Annotated in this window: 15 protein-coding genes and 1 pseudogene; 11 read left to right on the forward strand and 5 right to left on the reverse strand. The window is 69.5% G+C overall.

Annotation, left to right across the window (positions count from 1 at the left end; all coding sequences use genetic code 11):
• Positions 1-34 precede the first annotated feature (34 nt).
• Positions 35-463, forward strand: coding sequence for a hypothetical protein (locus D473_RS0116445; protein ID WP_017610152.1), 429 nt, complete (start codon positions 35-37; stop codon positions 461-463).
• Positions 464-478: 15 nt separating this feature from the next.
• On the opposite strand, the gene D473_RS27270 is transcribed toward D473_RS0116445, so the two are convergent.
• Positions 479-1,324: a hypothetical protein gene (locus D473_RS27270; protein ID WP_017610153.1), complete on the reverse strand. Its 846-nt coding sequence runs from the start codon at positions 1,322-1,324 to the stop codon at positions 479-481.
• A gap of 364 nt (positions 1,325-1,688) precedes the next feature.
• Between D473_RS27270 and D473_RS0116455 the strand changes: the two genes are divergently transcribed.
• The 8 genes from D473_RS0116455 to D473_RS0116490 all read left to right on the forward strand — a co-directional run bounded on the left by D473_RS0116455 (position 1,689) and on the right by D473_RS0116490 (position 7,227).
• Positions 1,689-2,051 carry a hypothetical protein gene (locus D473_RS0116455; RefSeq protein ID WP_026127030.1) on the forward strand — a complete coding sequence of 121 codons (363 nt, stop codon included), beginning with the start codon at positions 1,689-1,691 and terminating at the stop codon, positions 2,049-2,051.
• A complete protein-coding gene (locus tag D473_RS0116460; protein ID WP_017610155.1) occupies positions 2,044-2,487 on the forward strand; it encodes a hypothetical protein in 444 nt (147 codons plus the stop codon). The genes D473_RS0116455 and D473_RS0116460 overlap by 8 nt, the downstream gene beginning before the upstream one ends.
• A gap of 9 nt (positions 2,488-2,496) precedes the next feature.
• Entirely contained in the window at positions 2,497-3,351 is an 855-nt protein-coding gene (locus tag D473_RS0116465; RefSeq protein ID WP_017610156.1) for a sulfurtransferase, read from the forward strand.
• Positions 3,352-3,628: 277 nt separating this feature from the next.
• Positions 3,629-4,174 (forward strand): DUF4178 domain-containing protein, encoded by a 546-nt coding sequence (locus tag D473_RS0116470; protein ID WP_051043103.1) that lies wholly within the window; start codon positions 3,629-3,631, stop codon positions 4,172-4,174.
• 7 nt (positions 4,175-4,181) lie between these two features.
• A complete protein-coding gene (locus tag D473_RS0116475) occupies positions 4,182-4,688 on the forward strand; it encodes a DUF2617 family protein (RefSeq protein WP_017610158.1) in 507 nt (168 codons plus the stop codon).
• A gap of 10 nt (positions 4,689-4,698) precedes the next feature.
• Entirely contained in the window at positions 4,699-5,121 is a 423-nt protein-coding gene (locus tag D473_RS0116480; protein ID WP_017610159.1) for a hypothetical protein, read from the forward strand.
• 68 nt (positions 5,122-5,189) lie between these two features.
• Complete coding sequence (locus D473_RS0116485) at positions 5,190-5,618, forward strand: DUF350 domain-containing protein (RefSeq protein WP_017610160.1); 429 nt, start codon at positions 5,190-5,192, stop codon at positions 5,616-5,618.
• Between the two features lie 37 nt (positions 5,619-5,655).
• Positions 5,656-7,227 carry a polyamine aminopropyltransferase gene (locus D473_RS0116490; RefSeq protein WP_017610161.1) on the forward strand — a complete coding sequence of 524 codons (1,572 nt, stop codon included), beginning with the start codon at positions 5,656-5,658 and terminating at the stop codon, positions 7,225-7,227.
• An 82-nt stretch (positions 7,228-7,309) separates the two neighbouring features.
• Here D473_RS0116490 and D473_RS0116495 read toward each other — a convergent pair whose 3' ends face one another.
• Positions 7,310-7,774 carry a flavodoxin family protein gene (locus D473_RS0116495; protein WP_017610162.1) on the reverse strand — a complete coding sequence of 155 codons (465 nt, stop codon included), beginning with the start codon at positions 7,772-7,774 and terminating at the stop codon, positions 7,310-7,312.
• 179 nt (positions 7,775-7,953) lie between these two features.
• Here D473_RS0116495 and D473_RS0116500 point away from each other — a divergent pair, with 179 nt between their 5' ends.
• Positions 7,954-8,202 carry a hypothetical protein gene (locus D473_RS0116500; RefSeq protein WP_241474809.1) on the forward strand — a complete coding sequence of 83 codons (249 nt, stop codon included), beginning with the start codon at positions 7,954-7,956 and terminating at the stop codon, positions 8,200-8,202.
• Between the two features lie 114 nt (positions 8,203-8,316).
• Here D473_RS0116500 and D473_RS0116505 read toward each other — a convergent pair whose 3' ends face one another.
• Positions 8,317-9,381 carry a CDP-alcohol phosphatidyltransferase family protein gene (locus D473_RS0116505; RefSeq protein WP_017610164.1) on the reverse strand — a complete coding sequence of 355 codons (1,065 nt, stop codon included), beginning with the start codon at positions 9,379-9,381 and terminating at the stop codon, positions 8,317-8,319.
• A gap of 467 nt (positions 9,382-9,848) precedes the next feature.
• On the opposite strand from D473_RS0116505, the gene D473_RS0116510 reads away from it, so the two are divergent.
• Positions 9,849-11,975: an acyltransferase family protein gene (locus tag D473_RS0116510; protein WP_033353508.1), complete on the forward strand. Its 2,127-nt coding sequence runs from the start codon at positions 9,849-9,851 to the stop codon at positions 11,973-11,975.
• 300 nt (positions 11,976-12,275) lie between these two features.
• Here the strand turns inward: D473_RS0116510 and D473_RS25780 are convergent.
• A pseudogene (locus tag D473_RS25780) lies at positions 12,276-12,994 on the reverse strand (crotonase/enoyl-CoA hydratase family protein).
• Positions 12,995-13,003: 9 nt separating this feature from the next.
• Entirely contained in the window at positions 13,004-13,777 is a 774-nt protein-coding gene (locus D473_RS0116520; RefSeq protein ID WP_017610166.1) for an SDR family oxidoreductase, read from the reverse strand.
• Positions 13,778-14,075 lie beyond the last annotated feature (298 nt).

Here is a 14,075-nt window from a genome sequence, read left to right on the forward strand (position 1 = left end):
TCGGTACCCACGCCCGCTCACGAGGAAGACACCGATGCCCGGCCACCACTGCTTCGTCAGGTCCAGCGAACTCCAGCTCCGCCCCGGTGAATGGCACGACATCGGGTTCGACTGGCGCGACGACGGCCTGATCTCGGTCTCCGCCCTGGCCGGGACGGGACCGGAGGCCCTCGGCGGCGTTCTCTACGACCTCTCCGTCGGTGTGGTCCTGCACGGAACCACCCCCGGGACCGAGGTGCAGTTGCGCGCGGCGGAGTTCGAGCCCGACGGCGACGACGGCCGGGTCCGGCGCGAGCGCCCGGCCCTGGGGCTCGTGCACGCCGCCGGGCACGGCCGCTTCACCCACCACTGGAAGGGCTCACTCGCGGTCGGCCACTGGGTCGGTGTGCAGGTGGCGCAGTTCGGGGCCTCCGACGCGCGCCTGGTCTCCGCCGAGGCCGACGTGTTCACCTGGCGCCACTGATCCGGTCCGCTGACGTCAGGCCGCCCTCCATCTGAACCTGTCGTCGGTGTCCGTGGTCGTGCACTGCATGCGTGTGCCGGCGCTGGTGTACCCGTACTGCCAGTGCTCACTGCAGAACGCCCCGGGATGCACCCCTGGGACGGGACCGGGTTCGGGCTCGGGCTCCGGCTCCGGCTCGGGCTCCGGCTCGGGCTCCGGCTCGGGCTCCGGCTCCGGCTCGGGCTCCGGCTCGGGCTCCGGCTCGGGCTCCGGCTCCGGCTCGGGCTCCGGACTGGGGTCCGGACTGGGGTCCCCCATGGTGTCCGGGCAGTCCTGTCCCGAGGCAACAACGAAGAGTTCCATCTCGAGCGTGTCCGCGTAGGGCGCGGTCTCGCCGTCTTCCTCGGGGTCATGGGCACACACCGAAACGGAGTCGGCATCCCCGTCCTCCGGCGCGTCCACGTCACCGAACGCACTGCTGATGACGGTCTCCGCGAGGCCGGCCTCGTCAGCCCATCCCGATGCGTCGGCAGCAGTCCCCTCTGTCAGGTCGGGGAAACTCGGCCAGGGCACTGCTTCGCCGGGCTCCTCGGGGCAGTCGCTGCCCTCTGGGACCAGGCCGAGCACGACCTCCCCCTCCGGTGCGCCCTCGGCACCCGAGCAGACCAGCATCGCCGATTCGGTCCAGGGACCGTCTTCGCCGTCCGCCCAGAGCTCCGTCCCGGCGACCTCGATGCCGGCCGAGTCGAGCTCCTCCAGAGCTTCGGGGAGGAGCGTCCCGATTACGTCGGGGACCGGGTCCTCGGCAGGTTCGGAGGTCGCGGTGGACTCCGGATCCGGGATATCGGCCAGAGCCGCAACGCATCCGGCGAGCAGGAACATGGAGAGCACTGTTCCGCCGCAGCCCAGGCATCCGAGGCCGACCTTGACCCCGAGCGACGTGGGTTTGCGACCGTGCGGTCCAGGGGGCGGGGAAGGAGCCCGAGGGGGAGAAGCCATGGGAATGCTCCATTGTGTGTCACGGGGCGGCGGAGCGGGAGCCGCTGGGGGACGATCGGACCGTGTCCAGGGCGCGACCGGAGGCTCAGATTAGCCCTCCAGCCCCCCGCGCACCATCGATATGCCGGAATTGCCCAAGAACCCGTTCCCGGGTACACGACGGTGACCGCAAAGTACTACGCTGTGTCGTTGACAGGAGCGGACCGCTGACATGGGCGGACGCGTGGTTCTCGGAAGCGGAGGCGGCGTGGTCGACTGGCTCACCATGACGATCCAGATGGTGTCGCTGGGCGTGGCCGTCTGGTGTCTGGTCTCGTTCTTCCAGGACCGCCCCATGCTGGTCCCCCACCTCATCGGCACGGGTGTGCTGTGGTTGCTCGTCCTCGGCCAGGTCGGGGCCGCCGTCGCCGCCATGGTGGGCGGGGACCGCCCCGACGAGCTCCCCATGTTGATCTCCTACCTGGCCACCATCGCGCTCCTGCCGCCTGCCTGTGCGGTGTGGGGTTTCATGGAACGCAGCAAGTGGGGTCCGGCCGTCATCGCCTTCGCGTGTTTCGTCCTGCCCGTGCTGCTGGTCCGTATCGAGCAGCTCTGGAGCCCCGTTGCCTGAGACCGCCGCGACGACCACCGACGCCACTCTGCGCTCCGGCCCGGGCCGCCTGCTCGTGGCCGTGTACGCGGTCTTCGCCCTGGCCGCCACCGCGCGCGGCACCTATCAACTCCTCACCAGGTTCGACGAGGCGCCGCTGGCCTACGGGTTGTCGGTCTTCGCCGGAGCCCTGTACCTCGTGGCCGCTGTGGGTCTGGCGCGGGCCGGCCGCACCTCCCGCATGGTCGCTCTGGTGTGCGTGTGCGTGGAGATGGCGGGTGTGCTCGTCGTCGGTGCGCTGACGCTGTTCTGGAGCGCGGGTTTCCCCGACGACACGGTCTGGTCGAACTTCGGCAGCGGGTACCTGTTCGTCCCGCTGGTCCTGCCGGTCCTGGGCCTGTGGTGGGTCCTCGAGGTCCACCGCGGGGACCGGCGAGAGACAGCGCCCACCTCCTAGGCTGACCGTATGAACCAACCCCAGAACCTGCCCGTGGCCGTGTCGGCCGACTGGCTGCGCGACCACAGCGACCGTGTGGTCGTCGTCGACTCCCGCTGGTACCTGGACGGCCGCTCCGGGCGGGAGGCCCACCTGAACGGCCATCTGCCGGGCGCGGTCTTCGCCGACGTCGACACCGACCTGGCCGCGCCCGCGAGCGCCGATGGAGGCCGCCATCCGCTGCCCTCCCCAGAGGACTTCGCCACCGCCCTGGGCCGCCTCGGCATCGGCGACGGGTCGACGGTGGTGGTCTACGACGACGCCGGCGGCTCGGTGGCCGCGCGGCTGGTGTGGATGCTGCGTGTGCTCGGCACCCCGGCGGCCTTCCTCGACGGTGGTGTCCAGGCCTGGAACGGTCCTCTGGAGACCGGTGAGGTCGCATCCGGACCCGCCGAGCGCACACCCGTGCCCTGGCCTTGCGACCGTGTCGCCGACACCGGGACCGTGAGCGCGCGTGCCGGGGAACCCGAGCACCTGCTCCTCGACGCCCGTACGTACGGCCGCTACACCGGCGAGCAGCCTGCCCCCGTCGACGTCCGGCCCGGCCACGTCCCGGGTGCCCGCAGCGCGGCCTGGCAGGGAAACCTCGACGGCGAGGGGTTCCTCGCGGCCCCCGAGACCCTGTGGGAACGCTTCTCCGTCCTGGGCGCTGACACGGCCGAAACGGTCACCGCCTACTGTGGTTCTGGAGTAACCGCTTGCCATGACCTGCTCGCCCTCGAGCACGCAGGGATGGCCGGCGCACGCTTGTATCCGGGATCCTGGAGCCGGTGGGGAGGTGACGAGAGGCTGCCAGCGGAGACCGGAGATCCGCACCGGACGTAACGGGGGCCTCTTCAACGGTCACCGTCCGTAGGAAGTTCCCCTTCGGGTCCCCTTCGGGCGGTTTTTTCTGTCCGAATCAGGTCACGAACGAAACCGAAGGCGCTTCTGCGGCGTCCGACCCAGTACAGGACAGTGCCGCACCACGCGGCCCGCCACCAGCGATCCCTACCCTTGGTCGCCCCCGCGCTCAACGCGTAAGACCACGAAACGAGGAACCTTGACCGTCGAATTCGTGCTGCTAGTCATCCTGCTCGCCGTTGCCATCGTCGTGGGGATCATGCTCTACAAACAGCGCGCGAAGGCACAGCAGAGCCAAGCCCCTGTTCAGTCCACGGCCCCGGCCGACCCCTTCGCCACAACCACCGAGACCGAGGGAGACCCCCGCGGCATCAAGGCCGGCGACATGATCGACTGGGGCAACGAACGCACCTGGATCCGCGGCTCGCTGCGCCTGTCCGAGGGCGGGGCCGTGTGGGCCGAGCACTTCCTGGAGGTCGAGGGCGGCCGCCGTTGGCTGTCGGTCGAGGAGGACCCCGACCTGCAGCTGTCCCTGTGGTCCGCCCGCCCCGACCTCGATCTCGTCCCCCAGGGCAAGGCCATGGAGGTCGAAGGCACCGTCTACAAGCTCCAGGAGAAGGGCTCCGGCTCCTACCGTTCCGAAGGCACCACGGGCCTCAAGCCCGAGGGCGGCCTCGACTACGTCGACTACGAGGCGGACGACGGCAGCCTGCTGTCCTTCGAGCGCTTCGACCACGGCAGCTGGGAAGCCAGCACCGGCAAGACGATCATGCCCGGCACCTTCACGATCTACCCCGGGAGCTGAGCAGACCGTGCACACGAACATCAGCACGCCCTTCGTCGACACCAAGGCCAGCGACCTGGTGTGGACCCTGGACCATCCGGTGGTCGAACCGCTGGCCGCCCGCACCTGCCGGGTGCACGGCGTCACGGTCGAGCTCCGGGTCCTGGGCGCCTCCCACCAGACCGTCGTACGGTCGGCGGGCGGTGAGCTGGTGGAGACGGTGGCCTGCCTGCCCGGTGTCGAAGGCGGCCTGCCCGAGCAGGGCGAGCCCACCGGGACCCCGGCGGGCCACTACCGGTTCTCGTCTTCCGTGCACCACCTGGCCCACACCGACCTGACCCGCCGGGTGGATCTTCTGCACCGCGAGGTGGCCGACACACCCGGCGGACTCCTGGTCACCTTCCCGGGGGACCCGCTCGCGGTGACCGCACTGCACCTGTCCCCCGATCCCGGCGGGCCGGTGCGGTGGACCACCTGGCACGTGTATCCGCAGAGCGGCGAGTTGGTGACGACCGCCGCCACACTGACTCCCTGAGATTCCGAGGATGCCCATCGTGGTTGACACCATGCGCGGGGCCACGGCGCCCCGAACGACCAAGACGAAGTCCTCCGTGTTGTGCGGAGGAGCCCTGGCCCTGACCCTGCTGCTCTCCGCGTGCGGGGGCAGTTCGAACAACGAGGACTGCGACAACAACTCGAGCGCCGCGGCCTCCCCGTCCGCCTCCCCTTCCGCCTCGCCCTCTGCTTCCCCGTCCGCCTCGCCCTCCGCCTCACCGTCACCGGTGTTCGGGTCCTCCCCGTCGCCATCGGCCTCGGCGTCCCCGACAGCGGACGACTGCAACAGCAGCAACAGCAACAGCGGTGGCGGCGGTGGTTTCTTCTTCTTCGGTGGCGGAGGCGGTAGCTCCAACGACAGCGGCGGCAGCGGCAGCAACACGCGCGGAGGCGGCACCGGGACGGGCAAGTAAACTGCAGGTCGGGGAGCGCATGCTTCCCGACACAGTCAATCCCTCAATCCCTCTCTTGGACCAATTTCATGGACGAGATCCTCACCAGTTCCCTGTCCGCGCTCGGCTACGGGGCGGTCGGAACGGCCATCATGCTGCTCGGCTACCTGACCACCGACCTGCTCACCCCCGGCAAGCTGCACGAACTGATCTGGGAGGAACGCAACCCCAACGCGGTCCTGCTGGTGTCGGCCAACACCCTGGGTGCCGCCGTGGTGGTCGTGTCCGCGATCCTGTCCAGCTACTCCGAGCTCGGCCTGGGCGCCGGCCTGCTCTCCGCCGCCGCGTTCGGGCTCATCGGTCTCGCCGTGATGGCTGCCTCGTTCCTGATCATCGACCTGATCACCCCGACCAGCGTGAGGGCCGTCATCTCCAGTTCCGAGTTCCACCCCGCGACCTGGGTGAGCGCCACCGCCCACCTGTCCGTCGCTTTGGTGGTGGCCGCCGCCATCTCCTGAGGCCCTGCGCCTCCCTCTCCGAAGAAAGCACCCCGACTTGACCGAGACCCCGACAGGCGCCCGAACCAGGCTCCCGATCCGTCCACGCGCAGCACGGTTCTTCGTGATGCTGGCGGTGTTCATCTGCGCCGCCTGCGGCCTGGTGTACGAGCTCGCTCTCGTCGCGATCGGCAGTTACCTCCTCGGCGACACCATCACGCAGGCCTCCGTGGTCCTGTCGGTCATGGTGTTCGCGATGGGTGTGGGGTCGCTGCTGTCCAAACGGTTCCAGCACCGTCCCGCGCTGTCCTTCGCCGTCATCGAGGGTCTGCTCTCCCTCATCGGCGGTCTGTCGGTGCTGCTGCTCTACGCGGCCTTCGCGTGGTTCTCCGCTTACCAGCCGGCGCTTGTGGTGCTGTCGTTCATCATCGGCATGCTCATCGGCATGGAGATCCCCCTGCTGATGACGCTGATCCAGCGCATCCGCAAGCAAGAGGCCTCCCAGGCGGTCGCGGACCTGTTCGCCGCCGACTACGTGGGCGGGCTCATCGGCGGTCTGGCGTTCCCGTTCCTGCTGCTGCCCGTCCTGGGTCTGCCCAAGGGCGCGCTCGCGGTGGGTCTGCTCAACGCGGTCGTGGGTGTGGCCGTGGTCCTGTGGCTTTTCCGCGACGATCTGAGCCGCCGCGCCTACGCGGGCCTCGGAGCCGGACTGAGTGTGATCGTCGCGGCCCTGGGGCTGGCCTACCTGTACGCGGACCAGTTCGAGATCGACGCCCGCCAGGCCATGTACCGGGACCCGATCGTGCACGCCGAACGTTCGGAGTACCAGGAGGTCGTCCTGACCCGGTCGGTCGACGGGAAGGACGTGCGCCTGTTCCTCAACGGGAGCCTGCAGTTCTCCACCCTGGACGAGTACCGTTACCACGAGTCGCTCATCCACCCGGTGATGGACGGGCCACGCGAGAACGTGCTGGTGCTGGGCGGCGGCGACGGGCTGGCGGTGCGCGAGATCCTGGAGTACGACGACGTCGAGAGCGTCACCGTCGTGGACCTGGACCCGGCGGTGGTGGAGCTGGCCGTCAACGAACCCGTCATCCGCGACCTCAACGAGAACGCCCTCGAGGATCCGCGTGTGGAGGTCGTCAACACCGACGCGTTCCAGTGGCTGCGCGAGGAGGCCGGACAGTTCGACGCGGTCGTGGCCGACCTGCCCGACGGCGAGGACGTGGGAACCTCGAAGCTGTACACGGTCGAGTTCTACTCGTTGGTGCGCGAGAGGATGGCCGAGGACGGCCGGCTGGTCGTCCAGGCCGGTTCACCGTACTTCGCCCCCGAGGCGTACTGGAGCGTGGGCCACTCGCTGGAGGATGCCGAGTTCGCTTCGGTGCCCTACAACGTGGACGTGCCCACCTTCGGAAACTGGGGCTTCTACCTCGCCTCGGCCCAGGGGGAACCGGAGCTGGACGTACCCGAGGACGCGCCGGCTCTGGAGTTCTTGGACGAGGAGCTGCTCGACGCCGCCCAGGTCTTCCCGAGGGACCGCAGTGAAGAGGAGGAGGCCGCGGAAGCCTCCACGATGATGCACCCGCGTATCATCGGCTATCACCAGGGCGCCTGGCGCGGATACTGAACCCGCGCACCACGGGGACCGCGTTCCGCCGGCCCGTACCGTCGAACAACCCCGCCTGCGGGGCTCCGGCCCCGGACCGAGCTCAGCCCTGGGCCCGCTCCAGTGCCGCGAGCGCAGTGACGGCGCCCAGTTCCCAACAGGCCTCGCGGGCGTCGGCGTCGGGACGGCCCGTCACGGTCACCGGCGGGCGGTGGCGTTCCCAGCCCATGCCCTTGGAGACGGACTCCACGGCCCGCACGGCGCCGGACGTGTCGTTGTCCCCGTGCACGTACAGGGCGTAGGGCAGTCCCCGGGTGTCGTTCCGGGCCGGGTAGTAACTGCGGTCGAAGAAATCCTTGAGGGCTCCTGACATGTACCCGATGTTGGCCGGGGTACCGAGGAGAAGGGCGTCGGCGGCGAGCAGCTCCGTCGGGCCCGCGGCCAGGGCGGCGCGGGCGTGCACCTCCACACCCTCGATGTCGTCGGTGTGCGCGCCTTCCAGGACCGCGTCGAGCATCTCCTGCGTGGCGGGCGAGACGGTGTGGTGAACGATGAGCAGCCGTGCCATGCCCCCACCCTAGGCCGCGCTCCCGAGGACGGTTCTGCCCGGCCCGTCCCGCCGGGCCCGCCCGGGAGCGGCCGCACACGGCCCGCGCGAGGGCGTACGGGGCAGGGGACCTGGGTATGCGCTTGTGGCGGGGCACCGGCCCTGCGAACGGTGGCCCCGTCGACAGGGAGCCGGAGCTCATGAGCCAGCAGCCCTCACAGGAACCGTCCTCCGACAAACACACTTCTCCCGGGGGCGGCGCGCCCGCGCCCAGGAGCGGGCCCCAGGCCGCACCGTGGCTGTGGATCAGTTTCGGCTGCGGCGGGTTGCTCGCGGTCGGGCTGGGCCTGGCCGCCCTGGTCGCGTTCGTGCTCGCGGCGCCCGACCCCGCCGACAACGAACGCAGTCGGTTGCAGGACGGCGGGGTGGTCCGGAACCTCCCCGAGTGAGGCCGGCGGCCCTGCGGGCGCGGGAAGAGCGCCCCCGGCCCGCAACGACCGAATCCCCGGTACGGGGGCGCTGCGCACGCGCGGCGTCCCCCGTAACCGTGTCCGTGTCCCGGCTCAGGACATCGCGGCGTTCTCGCGCCGACGCTCCTCCAAGGAGACCAGCGCGGTGTTGATGTCGCGGGTGACGCGGGTGAACTCCTGCGTGGACAACCACAGCTTGTAGATGATCAGCACCTCGAAGGCGAACATGAACACCGCCGAGGCCGCGATGGTCACGAGCATGCCCGTCAGGGAGAACACGCCCACCAGCGGCGCGATGATGAAGACACCCATCTGGTACTCGATGCCGCTGAACAGGTGCGGACGAATGCGGTTGGTGCGCAAGGAGTCCCGCATGGTCCGGTACCAGGGGAAACGGCGGTCGAACCCCTTCTGCAGCGTGGTGCTCTGCAGCTCCTTGGCCTTGCTCGTAGCGGTCGGCTGGGTGACCTGGCCGGGGTCGGCGTGATGCATGGCCGCACCGGGCGCGTTGACCCGCTCCGTGCCGCCGAGGGAGACGCTGGCGTCGTCGTCGCCCAAGTGGTCGACGACGCTCTCGTCACTGCCGAAGGTGCCGGCCGCCCGGCGCACCCCGCTGGTGTCGCCCTCGGTGGCCTCCTCCACCTCGCGGATGACCGAGGCGATGTGGCGGCGCATGGTCGAACGCACCTTCGCCATCTGCGGCGAGTTCAGGTAGCGGAACATGTCGGTGAAGACGATGCCCAGCAGGAACCACAGGAAGACCGGGGCGCCGGTCTGCAGGAACTGGCCGCCCATCAGCGCGATCGCGCAGATCAGGACCCTGATGCGGTCGAAGACGTAGTCCAACCAGCTCCCGAAGACGGAACCGTTGCCCTTGAGGCGGGCGACCTTGCCGTCCATGCAGTCGAGCACGAAGCTCAGATGGAACAGCGCAGCACCGGTGATCAGCCAGTACCAGTCGCCCAGGAAGAAACAGACCGCCGAGACCAGACCCAGGAACAGCGCCGCGAGCGTGAGCTGGTTCGGGGTGATCGAGGTGCGGTTCGCGGTGAAGGCCACCAATCGTGAGGCGAGGGGGTCGACGAGCCAGACCGTCCACCAAGAGTCCCGGGGTTTGTAAGTCTGCTCGCGAACATCGGCGAGCGTGAACGTGTTCATACGTGGACCTCCATGAGGCAGGTCGGGGGTAGGACACGGTCTCGGGAGGATGTCGGGCCGACCGTCGCGAGGAATGTGCGCGAACGGGCAGCACCGCGGGACCCACAGAGATGACGGCCGGATGACCTTCCCCGGTGACACGAGAGGCGAAAAGTGCCGAAAACGTGACATCAGGATGACGTCCCCGCGGAAACCACGGGACAGCCCCGAGGCCCTGGGCACGGGACCCACCTCACCGGCCCCGGTGATCCACGCCTCACCCGGAGGGCCACAGGGCTACGTGACCACAGAGATTGAATCTCGAGTTGGCAACAAGGGCGCCCCTGCTTCCGGAGTGGTCGTGCCCCGACCCAATACTGAAGCTGCGGGCCCCTCAGGGACGCCGACCACTTCTCTCGGCCTGCGCGCGCAGCGCCGCCCGCTTGGCGCATCCACGTTCTCTTCTGTCCCGAGCCTGGAGTCGTTCCGTGTCCGCTCCTGCCCCGCGACCCGTCTCCGACGTGCTCTCCTCACCGGTGACCCCGTCGGCTCAGAGCCGCCACCGCCTCGACATCGAGGGGTTGCGTGCCGTCGCCGCCCTGTTGATCGCCGTTTACCACATCTGGTTCGGCACGGTCTCCGGGGGCGTCGACGTCTTTCTGCTGCTCACCGGATTCCTGGCCACGGGGTCGCTGGTACGCACCCTGGAACGCGGCGACCGGGTCGAGTTCGGTGCCTACTGGAGCAAGGTCCTCAGACGGCTCTCCCCAGCGGGCGCGGTCGTGCTCGGTGCGGTCCTCCTCGGCACCTACCTGTTCATACCGCGTTCGCGCTGGACCGAGATCCTCAGCGAGGTGCAGGCCTCACTCCTGTACTACGGCAACTGGAACCTGGCCTTCGGCTCCGTCGACTACATGGCCGAGAATTCCGCGGCCGGCCCGGTACAGCACTTCTGGTCACTGGCGATCCAGGGGCAGTTCTATCTGGTGTGGCCGCTGTTCATCACCGCGGTGGGCATGGTCGCGGCGTGGCTGGGGATGCGGATCCGAACGGCCGCCCTCGGATCGGTCGCGCTGGTCGCGGCGGGCTCCTTCGTGTACTCCGTGTGGATCACCGCCAACGAGCCCGTGTGGGCCTACTTCGACAGCGGCGCCCGGTTGTGGGAACTGGCGCTGGGCGGGCTGCTCGCCCTGTCGGTCCCCTACCTGAACCTGCCCGGATGGCTGCGCGGGGCCGCCGGGTGGCTGGGTCTGGCCGCCCTCGTGACCTGCGGCGCGGTCATCAGCGACACCCTGGACTACCCCGGTTACGCGTCCTTGTGGCCGACCGCCGCGGCAGCGCTCGTCATCCTCGCCGGCGCCGGTGAGAACGGGAACGGACGTTTTACCGCCAACCGCCTGCTGAGTATGCGGCCGCTGCCCTGGCTGGGCGGACGCGCCTTCCCCCTGTTCCTGTGGCACTGGCCGGTGCTGGTCTTCTACCTGGAGGTCACCGACCGGGTCCGCCCGTCCTTCACCGGCGGCCTGATGATCCTGGCGGTCTCCTTCGTGGCCGCTGTCGCCACGACCTGGGCCGTCGACGGCGGCGTCACCCGTGTGACCACCCGGTACAAGGCCCCGATCTGGTCGCTGGCGGCAGGTGTGCTCTTCATCGTGCCCGTGTTGGTGGCGACCTCGTTGTGGGGCCAGGAGATCGACCGCAACCGCGACCTGCGCCTGGAGCTCAGCTCCAACCCGATGAACTACCCGGGCGCCGCCGTCCACCTCGATCAGGAACTGGCGACCGAGCTGCCGGTCCTGCCCGTGCACCCCGACACCTCCACGGTCGCCGAGGACACCATCGCGCGGACCGACGAGTGCAACGCCGTGGCCGAGGACGAGGAGATGGTGCTGTGCGAGTTCGGTGACCCCGACGCCGACTTCACCATCGCGCTCGTGGGCAGTTCCCACGTCCGCCACTGGTTCGACGCGATGAAGACCATCACCGAACGCCAGGGCTGGAACATGGTCATGATGACCCGGAACGCGTGCCAGTTCAGCCCCGAGGTCCAGTACCGCGCCGGCAAGGAGTACCCCAACTGCACGGCGTGGAACCAGCAGGTCATGACCGAGCTGGGAAGCCGCGACATCGACGCGGTCTTCGGCCTGGCGTCCCTGACCGACTCCAGTGAGGACGGCGAGGAGCACGTCCCCGACGGTTTCGTGCAGCGCTGGTACCAGCTCGACGAGATGGGCATCGACATGATCGCGGTCCGCGACACCCCGCGCTTCGACTACGACGTGCCCGAGTGCGTCGCCCAGGAAGGCGCCGCCGAGTGCGTGGCCGACCAGCGCGACTCCATGGCCGAGACCGCCCCCTACCAGGACTTGGCCGAGGTCCCCGACAACACGAGCTTCGTCGACCTCACCGGATACCTGTGCCAGGACGGAACCTGCCAGGGCGTCATCGGCAACCAGCTCGTCTACTACGACAAGCACCACCTCAGCTACGCCTTCTCCGAGTCGATGGCCGCTGCGCTGGAACCGCACCTGTTGGAGGCCTCGGGGCAGGAGAACCGGGGCGAGGCCGGGCCGCTGAGCTCCTCGGCGGCCGCGGAGGTCTCCGAGCACAGCTGAGCCGTACCCCGTCCGGGCCTGGTCCTACGGACCCCGAGAAGGGCCCGCGGCCGTGCACGGGACCGGCACATTCGCGAGCCGGGGCGGCCCCTCGATCCCTCAGTGCCCGTCTCGGAGCCGCGCCGGCACCGCTACGCACCCGGGTCGGACCGGGGCCGTACAAGCCGGGAGAAGTCGGCCAAGGCGCGCTCATGGGGATCAACAGGAACCAGACCGCCCCCGGTGCGTCTTCGGCCCCCGACGCAGCACGAGGGACGGCCGACCTCTGTCGACCGCCCCTCGGTTCACGCTCCGACCGGGCTACTCGCCCTTCCAGTCGGGGGCACGCTTCTCGGCGAAGGCCGCCGCACCCTCCATCGCGTCGTGGCTGGCGNGGACCAGTCGTCGGAGGCCGCCATGATCTCCTTCGAGACCCGCACGGCGAGGGGGCCGTTGGCGCTGATGCTCGTGGCCAGCTCCTTGGCGCCCTCGAGCGCGCCGCCGTTGCCGGTGACCCGGTTGACCAGGCCCAGGTCGGCCAGGCGCTGGGCACCCACGAATTCACCGGTGAGGGCGAACTCCGAGGCCAGGTTGCGCGGGATGCGGTGCTGCAGCCGCAGCAGACCGCCCGCGCCGGCCACCAGTCCGCGCTTGACCTCGGGGATGCCGAACTCGGCCCCCTCGGCGGCCACGACCAGGTCGCAGGCGAGCACCGCCTCGAACCCGCCGGCCAGGGCATGGCCCTCGACCGCGGCGATGAGGGGTTTCTTCGGCGGGGCCTCGGCGAAGCCACCGAACCCGCGTCCCTCCACGACCGGGACCTCACCCTTCATGAAGGCCTTGAGGTCCATACCCGCGCAGAAGGTCCCGCCTGCGCCGGTGATGATGCCGACGGTCAGATCGCTTCGCGAGTCCAGGTCGTCGAGGGCCTCGGCGATCTGGCCGGCCACGGACGCGTTGACCGCGTTCTTGGCCTTGGGGCGGTTGATGGTGATGACGGCGACGCCGTCCTCGGTGCTGTAGAGAACCTCGTCGGACACGGGTTCCTCCTACTTCGGGGGCATGCGGAGGCCGCCGTCGATGCGGACGACCTCACCGTTGACGTAACTGACCTCGACCAGGGTACGGGCGAGCTTGCCGAATTCCTCGGGGGTACCCAGGCGCTTGGGGAAGGGGACCGGGGAGGCCAGCTTCTGCTTGAACTCCTCCGAGCCGGGGCCGTCACCGTAGATGGGCGTCTCGAGGATTCCGGGGGCGATGGTGTTGACGGTGACACCCACGGCGGCCAGGTCGCGCGCGGCCGGCAGGGTCATGCCGATGACACCGCCCTTGGAGGAGGAGTAGGCGATCTGGCCGATCTGGCCCTCGATACCGGCGAGGGAGGCGGTGTTGAGGACGGAGCCGCGCTCGCCGTCCTCGTTGACCGGCTCGGTCTTGGCGATCTCGGCCGCCGAGAGACGCAGCACGTTGAAGGTACCGATCAGGTTGATCTGGATGACCTTCTGATAGCTGTCCAGGTCGTGGGGGGTGCCGTGGCGGTCGACGGTCCGGGTGGCCCAGCCGATGCCGGCGCAGGAGACGGCCACCCGGAAGGGCTTGCCGGTGTCGACGGCGGCCTGGACCGCGGCCCCGACCTGATCCTCCTGGGAGACGTCGGTGCTGACGAAGACGCCGCCGATCTCCTTGGCGACGGCCTCGCCGCGCTCCGCGTTGAGGTCGGCCACGACGACGGTCGCACCGGCGGAGGCGAGTTCCTTGGCGGTGGCCTCACCCAGGCCACTCGCACCGCCCGAGACGAGGGCGGAGATTCCGTTGAGATCCATGTCAGGCACTCTACAGAGAGTGTGACCCACGCACTAGAACCGGGTTCGGTTAATTGTGGGTAGCCCGCCCGGACCAGGACCCGCCGCCCCCTCCGCCACCACCGAACCCAGGAAGTACGCCCGAGCGGGGCTCCCGCACTTCTGGCGCATCGGGCCGGAAGAGGACCGGCCGGCCGCCCACGTCCACGAACTGGACGGCACCGAAATGCCGAGATACGTCCCCCGTCACCGCCGCACGGGAAGGGCTCGAGGCCGAGGTCCCGTTCCCGATCGGCATCCGGGTCCAGAACCTGCTCCG

This window comes from Nocardiopsis xinjiangensis YIM 90004 (assembly GCF_000341145.1).
In the GTDB taxonomy this organism is placed as follows: Bacteria; Actinomycetota; Actinomycetes; order Streptosporangiales; family Streptosporangiaceae; genus Nocardiopsis; species Nocardiopsis xinjiangensis.

Bases quoted from the DNA above. Each gene is read 5' to 3' on its own strand.
- D473_RS27270 (WP_017610153.1), bottom strand. From the start codon at position 1,324: ATGTTCCTGCTCGCCGGATGCGTTGCGGCTCTGGCCGATATCCCGGAT.
- D473_RS0116470 (WP_051043103.1), top strand. From the start codon at position 3,629: ATGCTCTACAAACAGCGCGCGAAGGCACAGCAGAGCCAAGCCCCTGTT.
- D473_RS0116485 (WP_017610160.1), top strand. From the start codon at position 5,190: ATGGACGAGATCCTCACCAGTTCCCTGTCCGCGCTCGGCTACGGGGCG.
- D473_RS0116505 (WP_017610164.1), bottom strand. From the start codon at position 9,381: ATGAACACGTTCACGCTCGCCGATGTTCGCGAGCAGACTTACAAACCC.
- D473_RS0116495 (WP_017610162.1), bottom strand. From the start codon at position 7,774: ATGGCACGGCTGCTCATCGTTCACCACACCGTCTCGCCCGCCACGCAG.
- D473_RS0116465 (WP_017610156.1), top strand. From the start codon at position 2,497: ATGAACCAACCCCAGAACCTGCCCGTGGCCGTGTCGGCCGACTGGCTG.
- D473_RS0116500 (WP_241474809.1), top strand. From the start codon at position 7,954: ATGAGCCAGCAGCCCTCACAGGAACCGTCCTCCGACAAACACACTTCT.
- D473_RS0116445 (WP_017610152.1), top strand. From the start codon at position 35: ATGCCCGGCCACCACTGCTTCGTCAGGTCCAGCGAACTCCAGCTCCGC.
- D473_RS0116520 (WP_017610166.1), bottom strand. From the start codon at position 13,777: ATGGATCTCAACGGAATCTCCGCCCTCGTCTCGGGCGGTGCGAGTGGC.
- D473_RS0116480 (WP_017610159.1), top strand. From the start codon at position 4,699: ATGCCCATCGTGGTTGACACCATGCGCGGGGCCACGGCGCCCCGAACG.